This window comes from Methylorubrum sp. Q1, assembly GCF_004683995.1.
GTDB lineage: Bacteria > Pseudomonadota > Alphaproteobacteria > Rhizobiales > Beijerinckiaceae > Methylobacterium.
This window is the reverse complement of sequence record NZ_SRHQ01000003.1, coordinates 126,879-138,821: the sequence shown is the minus strand read 5'-3', so window position 1 is coordinate 138,821 and position 11,943 is coordinate 126,879. Positions and strand designations below refer to the sequence as shown.

General features: G+C 70.0%; 13 protein-coding genes. 4 read left to right on the top strand and 9 right to left on the bottom strand.

Annotation, left to right across the window (positions count from 1 at the left end; translation table 11 throughout):
- Positions 1-221 precede the first annotated feature (221 nt).
- The 3 genes from E4V01_RS04245 to E4V01_RS04235 all read left to right on the top strand — a co-directional run bounded on the left by E4V01_RS04245 (position 222) and on the right by E4V01_RS04235 (position 2,879).
- Positions 222-1,238, top strand: coding sequence for a sensor histidine kinase (locus tag E4V01_RS04245; RefSeq protein WP_135297499.1), 1,017 nt, complete (start codon positions 222-224; stop codon positions 1,236-1,238).
- Positions 1,239-1,615: 377 nt separating this feature from the next.
- Positions 1,616-2,419, top strand: a complete 804-nt coding sequence (locus E4V01_RS04240) for an SGNH/GDSL hydrolase family protein (RefSeq protein ID WP_135297498.1) — start codon at positions 1,616-1,618, stop codon at positions 2,417-2,419.
- A gap of 67 nt (positions 2,420-2,486) precedes the next feature.
- On the top strand, positions 2,487-2,879 hold the full coding sequence (locus E4V01_RS04235) for a group III truncated hemoglobin (RefSeq protein WP_060771420.1): 393 nt from the start codon (positions 2,487-2,489) through the stop codon (positions 2,877-2,879).
- 6 nt (positions 2,880-2,885) lie between these two features.
- On the opposite strand, the gene E4V01_RS04230 is transcribed toward E4V01_RS04235, so the two are convergent.
- The 4 genes from E4V01_RS04230 to E4V01_RS04215 form a co-directional block, all read right to left on the bottom strand.
- On the bottom strand, positions 2,886-3,704 hold the full coding sequence (locus E4V01_RS04230; RefSeq protein WP_135297497.1) for an MBL fold metallo-hydrolase: 819 nt from the start codon (positions 3,702-3,704) through the stop codon (positions 2,886-2,888).
- 30 nt (positions 3,705-3,734) lie between these two features.
- Positions 3,735-4,532, bottom strand: coding sequence for a TatD family hydrolase (locus E4V01_RS04225; RefSeq protein ID WP_135297496.1), 798 nt, complete (start codon positions 4,530-4,532; stop codon positions 3,735-3,737).
- A gap of 49 nt (positions 4,533-4,581) precedes the next feature.
- Positions 4,582-6,150: a methionine--tRNA ligase gene (gene metG / locus E4V01_RS04220; protein ID WP_135297495.1), complete on the bottom strand. Its 1,569-nt coding sequence runs from the start codon at positions 6,148-6,150 to the stop codon at positions 4,582-4,584.
- Positions 6,151-6,369: 219 nt separating this feature from the next.
- Positions 6,370-6,585, bottom strand: coding sequence for a hypothetical protein (locus E4V01_RS04215; RefSeq protein ID WP_003602059.1), 216 nt, complete (start codon positions 6,583-6,585; stop codon positions 6,370-6,372).
- A gap of 298 nt (positions 6,586-6,883) precedes the next feature.
- Here E4V01_RS04215 and E4V01_RS04210 point away from each other — a divergent pair, with 298 nt between their 5' ends.
- Entirely contained in the window at positions 6,884-7,084 is a 201-nt protein-coding gene (locus E4V01_RS04210) for a hypothetical protein (protein ID WP_135297494.1), read from the top strand.
- Positions 7,085-7,197: 113 nt separating this feature from the next.
- Here the strand turns inward: E4V01_RS04210 and E4V01_RS04205 are convergent, their stop codons facing one another.
- Genes E4V01_RS04205 through E4V01_RS04185 form a run of 5 tightly spaced genes read right to left on the bottom strand, consistent with a single transcriptional unit; the run spans position 7,198 to position 11,908 of the window.
- Complete coding sequence (locus tag E4V01_RS04205; RefSeq protein ID WP_135297493.1) at positions 7,198-8,283, bottom strand: DNA polymerase III subunit delta'; 1,086 nt, start codon at positions 8,281-8,283, stop codon at positions 7,198-7,200.
- Positions 8,273-9,007 carry a dTMP kinase gene (gene tmk, locus E4V01_RS04200; protein WP_135297492.1) on the bottom strand — a complete coding sequence of 245 codons (735 nt, stop codon included), beginning with the start codon at positions 9,005-9,007 and terminating at the stop codon, positions 8,273-8,275. Before tmk ends, E4V01_RS04205 begins: the two co-directional genes overlap by 11 nt.
- Before the next feature lie 41 nt (positions 9,008-9,048).
- Positions 9,049-9,825 carry an ABC transporter permease gene (locus E4V01_RS04195; RefSeq protein ID WP_060771428.1) on the bottom strand — a complete coding sequence of 259 codons (777 nt, stop codon included), beginning with the start codon at positions 9,823-9,825 and terminating at the stop codon, positions 9,049-9,051.
- Entirely contained in the window at positions 9,822-10,826 is a 1,005-nt protein-coding gene (locus E4V01_RS04190) for an ABC transporter permease (RefSeq protein ID WP_060771429.1), read from the bottom strand. Before E4V01_RS04190 ends, E4V01_RS04195 begins: the two co-directional genes overlap by 4 nt.
- The gene (locus tag E4V01_RS04185) at positions 10,823-11,908 is read right to left on the bottom strand and encodes an ABC transporter ATP-binding protein (RefSeq protein ID WP_135297491.1); all 1,086 of its coding nucleotides are present in this window, start codon (positions 11,906-11,908) and stop codon (positions 10,823-10,825) included. Before E4V01_RS04185 ends, E4V01_RS04190 begins: the two co-directional genes overlap by 4 nt.
- Between the last annotated feature and the right edge of the window lie 35 nt (positions 11,909-11,943).

The window sequence follows — 11,943 nt, the reverse complement described above, 5'->3', positions numbered from 1 at the left end:
ATGGATGCCCGCCGGGCGTGCAAAAACGCGAAAGAAGAGGAACTTGGAACCCTGCGCGATTGCAGCGCGATCGAGCATGGCCTCGAGGGTTGAACATCATCTCATCCGCCCCGTCCCGAACGACGGGCGGAAAAAGCTGCACCGCGGTGGGCGGGACACAGATCGAGCCTGAAAACCGGATAAAGTTCATCCGAATCACATTTCGGACTTTTCCCCACCAGATGCCGTCCTCCCTCGCCCCTGCCGCCGGACGGCTGCCCGCGCCTTCGTGGTTCGGCGACGTCGCCGCCCTGGGCGCGACGGGGATCGCCATCGCCCTGCGTCACGCGCTCGACGACGTGCTGCCGCCGGGTTTCCCGTTCCTGACCTTCTTTCCGGCGGTGATCCTGACGGCGTTCTTCTTCGGCCTGCGGCCGGGGATCATCTGCGCGGTGCTCTCGGGGCTCGCCGCGTGGTACTTCTTCATCGGCGAGGCGAACATCTTCCTTCTCGATGCGCAGACCGCACTGGCGCTCGGCTTCTACGCCTTCATCGTCACGGTCGACATCGCGCTCATCCACCTGATGCGCGTCGCGGGCGAACGGCTGAGCGCGGAGCGGGCGGTGAGCGCCCAACTCTACGAGCGGCAGCGCACCATGTTTCAGGAGCTGCAGCACCGGGTCGCCAACAACATGCAGTTCGTGGCGGCCCTCCTCGCTCTTCAGAAACGCAAGGTCATCGACAATCCGCAGGAGGCGGCCGGCGTCTTCGACGAGGCGCAGGCCCGGCTGCAAACGATCGCGCGCATCCATCGCCGCCTCTACGACCCGGCGCGGGCCGACCAGCCCGTGGGCCAGTACCTGCAGGAACTCTGCGCCGACCTGCTCGACGCGACGGGCGCGCGCAACATCGTCTGCCTCGTCGATGCGCCGCCGGTGCGCCTCGATCTCGCCCGCCTGACCACCCTGTCGCTCCTCGTGGTCGAGGTGGTGACGAACGCCCTCAAGCACGCCTTCCACGGGACCGAGCGCGGCACCATCACCATCCGGTTCGAAACCCTCGGAGCGGGGCAGGCGTCGCTCAGCATCGCCGATAACGGGCCAGGCATCCCCGCGACCTTCGATCCGGACACGAGCCGCAGTCTCGGCTTCCGGATCGTTCAGGGGCTCGCCGGCCAGCTCGACGGCACGCTGACCTACGCCAACGAGGGCGGCACGGTGGTGCGCCTCGTCTTCGTCACCGGTCCGACGGACGCCTGACGGAGCGTCCGCGAGCCGTCACGGTCGGCCGGGGCAGGGCGCCTTCGCGTGAGGCAAGGCCGAAGCAGGCTCATGCGTCCGACAGAGTGCCTGCGCGCCGCTTCGGGCCGTGGATCCGGCGCCCGTTCATGTCTCTCGCAGCCCGTGAAAGCCGTTCGCATAAGATATATTATGGAACATGGAGACGGGTGCAGAGGCCCCTGCAGGTATCTGTTAACCATAAACTGTCGGCATTTTCCCGGTTTTGGCCCTCCGATACCGATAATGCCGCCGGCATGCGGCACGCACGGATTGGAGCGGCGCTCTCGCAATCGTCACAATCATCCGGCAACAGCCGGAGACATCGGGAAACAGAATCGGCTGCCAGACGTTTCGCCATGTTGAACCACCCGCTCTACGGTCTCATCCTCGCCACCGTCCTTGCCGGCCCGCTCGGCTTGTCCGGTGCCTGCGCGCAGCCCGATGTGCCGCCGGTCGTGGCACCGCAGATGCCGGCGTCCGGCGAACGCCTGCCAACCAAGCTGGCACGGCTCGCCTCACAGCTCGGGCGCGACGGCGATGTGCGGATCGTGGCCTTCGGCTCCTCCTCGACGGAAGGGGCAGGCGCCTCGTCACCGGCCATGGCCTACCCTGCCCTGCTTGAGCGCGACTTGGAGGAGCGCCTCCAGATCGGCGCATCGAGCCGGCGCTCGATCACCGTAATCAACCGCGGCAAGGGTGGTGACACCGCCGAGGCGATGGCGCGGCGCTTGGAGCGCGACGTGCTGGCCGAGCGCCCGGATCTCGTGGTCTGGCAGACCGGCAGCAACGATCCGCTCGCCGGGGTGCCGCTGGAGCGTTTCGTCGAACTGACCCGCGCGGGCATCCTGGCGATCCGCGCCACGGGGGCCGACGTGGTGCTGATGGACCAGCAATGGTGCAGCAAGCTCTCTGGCATGGAGGGTGCCGCGCGCTACGGCGAGGCTCTGCACGCGCTCGCCACCGAACTGCGCGTGCCGGTGATCCGCCGCCGCGCCCTGATGCAGTCCTGGGTCTCGCACGGATTGATGACCCCGGCCCAGATGATCGGCCCCGACGGCCTGCACATGACCGATGCCGGCTACCGCCAGCTCGCCAAGGCGGCGGCCGCCCAGATCCTCGTCGGCGCCGGCCTGATCCAGCCCTCGCTCGCCCGGAACTGACCGGGGCAGGGGCGGCTTTCGCAGGCATGAAGCCCCCTCCCCGCGCTGTCGTATCCCGCGCTGTCGCATGAAGCAGGCCGAACTCACCGAAGCGGCTCTGGCCGCCTTCCTCGACGCCTTCTACGCCCGGGTGCGCCGCGATCCGCTGATCGGCCCCGTCTTCGCGGCAAAGATTCCGGACGAGGCGTGGCCGCGCCATCTCGCCACGATCCGCGATTTCTGGTCCTCGGTGCTGCTGAAGACCGGCCGCTACAAGGGCAACCCGTTCGGCCGCCACCTCGGCATCGAAGGCATCAACCCTGCGCATTTCGCGCGCTGGCTCGGCCTGTTCGAGGAGACCGCCAGGGAGGTCTTCGTGCCCGAGATCGCGCAGATCATCGTCGAACGGGCGCATCGCATCGGCGACAGCCTGAAATCCGGGCTGTTCTTCCGGCCGGAGATGCGGACCGTAAGGCCCTGATCTTCTTTAGAGATCCAGGGTCGCCGTCAGCCCGTCATAGGCCGGCACCACGTGTCCCGGCAGCTTCCTGGCCAGCGTCGCATAATCGAGATCGGTGTGGAGGTTCGTCAGGATGGCGCGGCGCGGCGCGACCTCCTCGATCAGGGCGAGCGCGTCCGAGACCGAGTAATGCGAGGGGTGAGGGGTTTCGCGCAGGGCATCGATGATGAGCAGGTCGAGGCCGTGCAGGCGGGCCTTGGCCGCCTCGGGCATCACGCTGACGTCCGGCGCGTAGGCGGTGGGGCCGAAGCGGAAGCCGTGGGCGATCTCGTTGCCGTGCTCCATGCGGAAGGCATCCGCCACGATCGGGCCGCCCGCACCCACGATGGTCAGCGGTTCGTCCGCCTGCATCTCATGCAGGTCGAGGATCGGCGGATAGAGGCTGCCCGGCGGCGTCTCGAAGGCGTAGCCGAAGCGCTTCATGAGGAGCGCGTGGGTGAGGGGGTCGGCATGGACCGGGATGCGCCGGTGCATGTGGATGACGAGCGGGCGCACGTCGTCGATGCCGTGGGTGTGGTCGGCATGCGCGTGGGTGTAGAGCACGGCGTCGAGGCGGGTGACGCCGGCGTCGATGAGCTGCTCGCGCAGGTCCGGCGAGGTATCGACCAGCACCGTCGTGGCGCCCCCTCCCCCGTTTCCGTCCCCTTCGCGCCGCTCCGCCAGCAGCGAGCAGCGGCGGCGGCGGTTGCGCGGCTCGGACGGGTCGCAGGCGCCCCAGCCGTAACCCACCCGCGGCACGCCGCCGGACGAGCCGCAGCCGAGGATGCGCAGGGTCAGACTCGCCATGCGCCCTCCCCCGTGCTCATCGCGCGATCCTCATGCGCTCACGCCCTCGATCGCCGCGGCCTTGGAGAACAGCCGGTAGAAGTTGGCGGTGGTGGTCGCTGCGAAATCCTCCAAGGGCAGGCCGAGCGCCTTGGCCAGCACGCGGGCGGTGTCGGCGGTGTAGGCCGGCTCGCAGCGCCGGCCGCGGTGCGGCTCGGGCGCGAGGAACGGCGCATCGGTCTCGACCAGGATGCGGTCGAGCGGCACGCTGCGGGCGATGTCGCGCAGCGCATCCGAGCGGCGGAAGGTGACGATGCCGGAGAATGAGACCGACAGGCCGAGCTCGACCCCGACTTCGGCCAGCCGGGCGCCGGACGAGAAGCAGTGCAGCACGGCCTTGAAGGGCCTGCTGGCCATCTCGTCGGTGAGCACCGCTTCCATCTGCGCGTCGGCGTCGCGGGAATGGATCACCAGCGGCAGGCCGGAGAGGCGGGCGGCCTCGATATGGGCGCGCAGCACCCGCTCCTGCACCGCCTCCGGTGCGGCGTCCTCGTAATGGTAGTCGAGCCCCGCCTCGCCGATGCCGACGCAGCGCGGCGTATCGGCCAGCGCGGCGATGGTGTCGGCCGGCACGTCCGGCTCCTCGGCGGCGCCGTGCGGGTGGGTGCCGACCGTGTACCACACCGCCGTGTGCGCCTCCGCGAGCGCGCGGTAGCTGTCGGCCTTGGCGACCCGCGTCGAGATGGTGAGGAGGCGCGTCACGCCGGCCTCGGCCGCGCGGGCGATCACACCCGGAATGTCCTGCGCGAAGTCCGGGAAATCGAGGTGGCAGTGGCTGTCGACCAGCATGGTCTCTTGAGCGGATTCGTTGGGGAGGGAGCGATGCGGGGAGGCGGCGTCAGGCCGTCGCCTCCGGCTTCTCGAAGCGGGGGAAGATCGGGGCCGGGGCGGGCAGCGCCGTGCCGCCCTGCAGGCGGTGCTCCGAGCCGGTAAAAGCGAAGCTGCGTGCGTTCACCGGCACGGCGAGCAGGTCGAGCAAAGCGGCACCCGCCGTCGGCACGAAGGGCTGCACCATCAGGCCGACCCGGCGCAGGGTCTCGACCGTGACGTAGAGTACCGTGTTCATGCGCGCCGGATCGGACTTGCGCAGTTTCCACGGCTCTTCGGAGGCGAAGTAGCGGTTGGCCTCGCCGACCACGGCCCAGATCTCGGCCAGGATCGCGTGCAGGGCGAGATTCTGCATCAGCCCTCGTGCCTTCTCCGGCAGGGCGGCGGCGGCGGCGAGCAGGCGCTCGTCGGCGTCCGTGAAGGCGCCGGGCTCCGGCACCGTGCCCTCGCAGTTCTTCGCGATCATCGAGAGCGAGCGCTGGGCGAGGTTGCCGAGGTCGTTGGCGAGGTCCGCGTTGATGCGGTTGATGATGGCCTCGTGGTCGTAATTGCCGTCGCTGCCGAACGGCGCCTCGCGCAGGAGGAAGTAGCGCACCGGATCGACGCCGTAGGTGCCGACGAGATCGAGCGGATCGACCACGTTGCCGAGCGACTTCGACATCTTCTCGCCGCGGCTGAGGAAGAAGCCGTGGCCGAACACGCGCTTGGGCAGCGGCAGCCCGGCCGACATCAGGAAGGCCGGCCAGTAGACCGCGTGGAAGCGGACGATGTCCTTGCCGATGACGTGCAGGCTCGCCGGCCAGAACCGGGCGTTGGCTGCCCCCGCATCGGGAAAGCCCGTCACCGTCAGGTAGTTGGTCAGGGCATCGACCCAGACATACATGACATGGCCCGGCCGGTCCGGCACCGGCACGCCCCAGTCGAAGGTGGTGCGGCTGATCGAGAGATCCTTGAGGCCGGAGCGCACGAAGCTCGCGACCTCGTTCATCCGCGTCTCAGGGCCGAGGAAGTCCGGCTGCTCCGCGTAGAGCTTGAGCAGGGGGGCCTGGTACTTTGAGAGACGGAAGAGGTAGTTCTCCTCCTCCATCCACTCGACGGGCGTGTCCGTCTTGATCGAGCGGCGGTTGCCGTCGGGGCCGAGCGCGGTCTCGGCCTCGTCGTAATAGGCCTCGTCGCGCACCGAGTACCAGCCGGCATATTTGGCGAGGTAGATGTCGCCGTTGGCCTCCATCCGCCGCCACAGCTCCTGGGCCGCGGCGTAGTGGTCGGCTTGCGTGGTGCGGATGAAGCGGTCGTAGCTGCAGTCGAGCCGGTCGGCCACGGCTTTGAAGCGCCCGGCCATGTCATCGACGAAGGCACGCGGCGTCACGCCGGCGCGGGAGGCCGTCTGCTGGATCTTGAGGCCGTGCTCGTCGGTGCCGGTGGTGAACAGCACGTCGCGCCCGTCGAGGCGGTGGAAGCGGGCGATGGAGTCGGTGGCGATCACCTCGTAGGCGTGACCGATATGCGGTGCGCCGTTCGGGTAAGAGATCGCCGTGGTGATGAGGAAGGGCTCGTTCGCCTTCTCGCTCGCGCTCACGTCAGAAGATGTCCCGGATGCGAAGGTCGGACTGTCATGCCTTGTGGCGCGCAACGTCCCGCGACGCAACCGGCCTGCCGGGCGCCGGAGGCCGGCGCGCGAAGGAGGGCGCTGCGCCGTCCGATCTCGGCCCTAAGCCGCGCTCCCTCGAAGACGCAAAAAAGCCCCGCCGGATCCCGGCAGGGCTCTTTGGACGTGCAGCACTCGTGCCGAGGATGTTCAGGCGGCGCGCTGGGCGCCGACGGGCAGGACGTTCTCGTTGCCGATCTTGACGGCGGCGCGCTTCGCGGAAGCGGGCGCAGCCCCGCCGACGGCCGCGAACTCGCCGGCAGCAGCGGTATCGGCCTTCGGACCGAGACGGTTGGCCACCAGGGTGACCAGAGCGATGTTGGCGACGCCGGCAGTGAGGGCGGCGAGCAGAGCCAGGGAGATCATGGTGGGCATCCCGTGCGGTTTGTTGCGTTGCAGCGTATGTGCCACCAACGGGGCCATTCTGGTATACCAAGCACCAAATGCCAGATATTCGCTGGACGCATATATCGAGCGTTCCGAGGCCTGAGCCCCGAGCATTTTGCATTATGGTGCTATAATACCCAGCATCCTGTTCTATTTTGCATGGACACGGCGGGGATCATCGGGTTAATCCTCGGCGGCGCTGCGAGCGGCCGGTAAGGTTCCAGTGTGCGTCAAAAGCGTTGGCCGACCCTCGCCGACGACTTCGAGGACAGTTTCCATGTCAATCGCCAAGGTTCGACAGGCTGAAGAGCAGTGGATCGAGCTTCCGGAGCCGAATCTTGACCGTTACATGCTGCGCTCATGCCGCCGCGCTGCGAACGACAACCGCCGGACGGCCGGCGAGATCTTTCGTGTCGTGCAAATCGGCGCCTGCGTGGTCCTGATCGGTGCAACCACCCTGATCAGTGCTTTGATCTGACAGGCGCCGCGCGGTCGCATGGAGCGCGGCCGCGAGCCGGGGAAAAGTCCGGCCTCGCCCACTGACGGCCCGCGCCCGATCCGTCCGGCGCCGTTCTCAGCCCATCAAGACTTTCACGGAATCCGCGTCGCCGCCGCCAATTCACGAAAGGCCGCGAGCACCAGCGGCCGGCGGTCGAGATTGTAGATCGCGGCCTCGCGGGCCGAGGACGCGATGCGCTCGGCGGCCTCCACCAGCGCCAGCAGCCGGGCGGGGCCCTCCCCTTGCCGCCGATCGATCTCGGTGGCGACGTGGCGCTGGATCGCGTCGAGAACGGTGGCGAGCAGGGGTTCGGCGTCGCGGCCCGCGAGCGTTTCGGCCAGCTTGAGCACGCGCCGCCCGTCCGGCTCGGGCAGACCGGCGAGAAGGGCCGAGACTTCCGCCTCGACCGCGGCGGTGGCGGGGTCGAGGAGCGCCACCGCGCGCGCGACCGAGCCCTCGCAGAGCGAGACGGCCCGCGCCAGAGCCGCCGCGTCGGGCCGGGCGAAGGGCGCCGGAAATTCTTCGATGATCGCGCGCACGTCCGCATCCGAAAGCGCACGCAGCGTCAGGGCCCGGCAGCGCGAGCGAATCGTCGGCAGCAGGCGGCCCGGCGCGTGGGAGACGATGAGGAAGATGGCGCGGGGCGGCGGCTCCTCGATCATCTTCAAGAGGGCGTTGGCGCTGTTGGCGTTCAGATCCTCGGCGCTGTCGACGATACAGACGCGCCAGCCGCCCTCCCCGCCCGCGGTGGCCCCGAACAGGGCAAGTGCCTCGCGGGCGGCATCGACCGAGATGCGGGTCGGCAGCGTCTTGGCGCCCGGCGCCTGGACCCGGCGCAGCGCCACCAGATTCGGGTGGGACAGGGCCGTCACCTGCCGCGCGGCCGGGTGATCGTCCGGTACGTCGAGGGAATCGGGGGAGGGGAGCGTGCGCGGGTCGGCCACGAGCCGGCGCGCGACCCGGTAGGCCAGCGTCGCCTTGCCGATGCCGGCGGGACCGCCGATCAGCCACGCATGATGGAGCCGGCCCGCGGCCAGCGCCCCCGCGAAAGCGGCTTGCGCGTGACCGTGCCCGAGAAGGCGGGTCTGTTCGCGCGGGCGCGGGACGTGGGCGAGATCGCCCGCCTCGGCCTCGGTGCGACTGGCGTCGCGAGCGGTCCGGGCGGAATCAGGCCGCATGACCTCGTCCCTCCCGCTCCTTGCCCTCCCGCTCCGTGTCCGCTTGCCCCTGCCCTTCTCCCGCGGCTGGCAGCAGATCCGGCCACCGGGCGGCGATGGCGGCGGCGATGGCGGTCTCGACCGCATCGGGGCCGAGATCCGCGTCGATGACGCGGCAGCGCTCCGGCTCGGCCTCGGCGATGCTGCGGAAGGCCGCCCGCAGCCGCTCGTGGAAACGCATGCCCTCGGCCTCGAAGCGGTCGGCGGGTTCGCCCGCTCCGCGCCGCCGCGCCCGGGCGAGGCCGGCCTCGGGCGGCAGATCGAGGATCAGGGTGAGGTCGGGGCGCAAATCCTCGAGCGTCACCCGCTCCAGGCTGTCGATCAGTGCCGGATCCAGGCCGCCGGCCGCACCCTGATAGGCGCGGGTCGAATCCGAGAAACGGTCGCACAGCACGATCGCGCCGCGGTTCAGGGCCGGGCGGATCAAGTTCTCGATGTGGTCGATGCGGGCGGCGGCGAACATCAGCGCCTCGGCGAAGGGCCCGTAAGGCTTGGCCACGCCCCGCAGCAGCGCAGCACGCAGGGCTTCCGCCCGTTCCGTCCCGCCGGGCTCGCGGGTGGTCACGACCTCGCGCCCGCTCACCCGGCGGAAGGTCTCGGCAAGGCGCGCGATCTGGGTGGACTTACCCGCCCCCTCCCCGCCCTCGAAGGTGATGAAGACGCCCCGCGGCGCATCGCTCGACATCGGGCGGGGCTAGCACACTGGGGGGCGCCGCGCGACCATGGCTAGACCGCCGCCCCTTTCCGCCCCGTGAGCCAGGAGGCGCCCAGCACCACGAGGCCGACGGCGGCGATCAGCAGGGTCGAGGCGGCGTTGATCTCCGGGTTCACCCCGAGGCGGACCTGGCTGTAGATCCGCATCGGCAGGGTGGTGGCGCCGGGCCCCGAGACGAAGCTCGCGATGACGAGATCATCCAGCGACAGGGTGAAGGCGAGCAGGAACCCGGCCGCGACCGAAGGCGCGATCAGCGGAAGGGTGATCCCGAAGAACACGCGGGCCGGCCCCGCGCCGAGATCGGCGGCGGCCTCCTCCAGCGAGCGGTCGAGACCCTTCAGGCGCGCACCCACCACCACGGCGACGAAGCCGGTGGCGAAGGTCGCATGTGCGATGACGAGGGTCGCGATACCCCGGTCGAGGCCGATGCCGACGAAGAGCAGCAGCAGCGACAGGCCGGTGATGACTTCCGGCATCACCATCGGCGCGTAGAGCAGCCCGGTATAGGCGCCGCGCCCCCAAAAACGCCCGTGCCGGTCGAGCGCCAACGCGGCGCATGTGCCGAGCACCCCGGCGATCGCGGCCGACAGGACGGCGACCTTGAGCGAGACGAGGGCCGAGGCGATCAGCGGCCCGTCCCGGAACAGCACCCCGTACCAGCGGGTCGAGAACCCGCCCCAGACGGTCACGAGCTTCGAATCGTTGAAGGAATAGGCGACCAGCACGAGGATCGGCGCGTAGAGGAAGGCCAGCGCGAGGGTCAGCGCCGTACGGGCGAAGAGGCTCATCGCTGAGCCGCTTCCTGAGCCCCTTCCACCGCTTCCTCGCGGCGCAGCTCGGCCTCGCGGAACAGCACCACGGGGCCGACCACGAGGATCAGCAGCAGCACGGCCACCGCCGAGGCGAGCGGCCAGTCGCGGTTGGAGAAGAACTCGCTCCACAGCACGCGGCCGAGCATCAGCGTGTCGGAGCCGCCGAGCAGATCGGGGATGATGAACTCGCCGACCATCGGGATGAAGCAGAGCAGCGCCCCGGCGGCAAGACCGGGCAGGCTCAGCGGCAGGGTGACGGTGAAGAAGGCCCGCGCCCGCGACGCGCCGAGATCGGCGGCGGCTTCGGTGAGCGCCGGATCGAGCCGGCTCATCACCGCGTAGAGCGGCAGCACCATGAAGGGCAGGTAGGCGTAGGAGAGGCCGACCAGCACGCCATAGGGGCTATCGAGGATCGGCAGCGGCGCGGCGATCAGGCCGAGCTTCAGGAGGGCAGCGTTGAGCAGACCTTCGGGCTTGAGGATCGCGATCCAGGCGTAGACCCGGATCAAAAAACTCGTCCAGAACGGCACGATGACCAGCGCCACGAGGATCGGCTGCCAGCGCACCGAGGCGCGGGCCATGGCGTAGGCCGTCGGCGTTCCGATCAGAACGAGGATCGCGGTGGCGAGCGCGGCATAGCCCAGCGAGGAGAGGGCGGCGTCGCGGTAGAGCGCGTCGGCCGCGATCATCAGGTAGTTCTGGAAGTCGAGCGCCTCGAAGAACTCGCGCCAGCCCTCCAGGCCGCCATCCCATTCGAGCACGGGCAGGTAGGGCGGCTGCGCGGTGGCCGGCGAGGAGAAGCTGATCTTCAGCGTCACCGCGAAGGGCACGACGAAGAACAGCGCCAGCCACAGCAGCGGCAGGCCCCGGACGAGGCCGCGCCCCAGGCGTTGGGGCAGCCGCCCCGCATGTGCGGGGGCAACCGGCGACGAGCGGTCACCGCCGGTCGGTCGAGGCTGTCGCGACAGCCCGCTCATGCCGGCAGAATCCACGCGGAGTCCGCGGGCACCCCGAGGGTGACGGTCTCGCCGACGGCCGGGATCGGGCCGGGCGCCGGCAGGGCGGCGGAGGCGCGCAAGGTCGTGCCGTTCGCCATCTCGACCCGGTAGCGGATGCGGTCGCCGAGGAAGGTCGCCTCGGTCAGAAGTCCGGACAGCCCATGGGGCCCCCCCTCCCCGCCCACGATCAGACGCTCGGGGCGAACCGCGATCACGACCGCATTGCCCGCCTCGCCCTCGCCGCTCGCGCGCAGGATGCCCAGAGCCGTCTCGACGCTGCGGATTCCACCCGGCTCCGCCCGCCCGAGGCGACCGTCGATCAGGTTCACGTCGCCGAGCAGGCCCGCGACGTAGCGGCTCGCCGGATGCTCGTAGAGCGCGCGCGCCGGCCCCACCTGCACGAGGCGGCCGCGCTCCATGACGCCGATCCGGTCGGCGAGCGCCATCGCTTCCGCGGCATCGTGGGTGACGACGACGAAGCTCGTGCCGAGCCGCCGCTGGATCGCCCGCAACTCGCCTTGCGTCTCCTCGCGTAGGGCCCGGTCGAGCGCTCCGAGCGGCTCGTCGAGGAGGAGGAGGCGCGGTTCGCGGGCCAGGGCGCGCGCCAGGGCCACGCGCTGGCGCTGGCCGCCCGAGAGCGTGTCGGGGCGGCGCGCCTCGAAGCCTTCGAGCCGCACGAGCCGGAGGAGGTCCCTCACCCGCCCGGCGGCCTGCGCCCGGCTCAGGCCCAGACCCTTCAGGCCGTAGGCGAGGTTGGCCGCCACGCTCATATGCGGGAACAGCGCGTAGGACTGGAACATCATGTTGACCGGCCGCCGGTGCGGCGGCAGCGCCGTCAGATCGGTCTCGCCGAGGCGGATCGTGCCGGAATCCGGCGTCTCGAACCCCGCCACCATCCGCAGCAGGGTGCTCTTGCCGCAGCCGGAGGGACCGAGCAGGCAGAAGAACTCGCCTTCCCCGAGGTCGAGGGAGACCGCATCGACGGCCGTATGCGCGGAAAAGCGCTTGGTGACCCGCTCCAGGCGGAGCCTCTGGTCCGGACGGGGAGGGCTGGGGTGCAAGATGGATCTTCGAACCGGTGCCGCGACGGATCTCG

What these genes read in the sequence shown, in the direction of transcription:
- E4V01_RS04245 (WP_135297499.1), top strand. Translation starts at nt 222, where the DNA reads ATGCCGTCCTCCCTCGCCCCTGCCGCCGGACGGCTGCCCGCGCCTTCG.
- E4V01_RS04240 (WP_135297498.1), top strand. Translation starts at nt 1,616, where the DNA reads ATGTTGAACCACCCGCTCTACGGTCTCATCCTCGCCACCGTCCTTGCC.
- E4V01_RS04235 (WP_060771420.1), top strand. Translation starts at nt 2,487, where the DNA reads ATGAAGCAGGCCGAACTCACCGAAGCGGCTCTGGCCGCCTTCCTCGAC.
- E4V01_RS04230 (WP_135297497.1), bottom strand. Translation starts at nt 3,704, where the DNA reads ATGGCGAGTCTGACCCTGCGCATCCTCGGCTGCGGCTCGTCCGGCGGC.
- E4V01_RS04225 (WP_135297496.1), bottom strand. Translation starts at nt 4,532, where the DNA reads ATGCTGGTCGACAGCCACTGCCACCTCGATTTCCCGGACTTCGCGCAG.
- E4V01_RS04215 (WP_003602059.1), bottom strand. Translation starts at nt 6,585, where the DNA reads ATGATCTCCCTGGCTCTGCTCGCCGCCCTCACTGCCGGCGTCGCCAAC.
- E4V01_RS04210 (WP_135297494.1), top strand. Translation starts at nt 6,884, where the DNA reads ATGTCAATCGCCAAGGTTCGACAGGCTGAAGAGCAGTGGATCGAGCTT.
- E4V01_RS04205 (WP_135297493.1), bottom strand. Translation starts at nt 8,283, where the DNA reads ATGCGGCCTGATTCCGCCCGGACCGCTCGCGACGCCAGTCGCACCGAG.
- tmk (WP_135297492.1), bottom strand. Translation starts at nt 9,007, where the DNA reads ATGTCGAGCGATGCGCCGCGGGGCGTCTTCATCACCTTCGAGGGCGGG.
- E4V01_RS04195 (WP_060771428.1), bottom strand. Translation starts at nt 9,825, where the DNA reads ATGAGCCTCTTCGCCCGTACGGCGCTGACCCTCGCGCTGGCCTTCCTC.
- E4V01_RS04190 (WP_060771429.1), bottom strand. Translation starts at nt 10,826, where the DNA reads ATGAGCGGGCTGTCGCGACAGCCTCGACCGACCGGCGGTGACCGCTCG.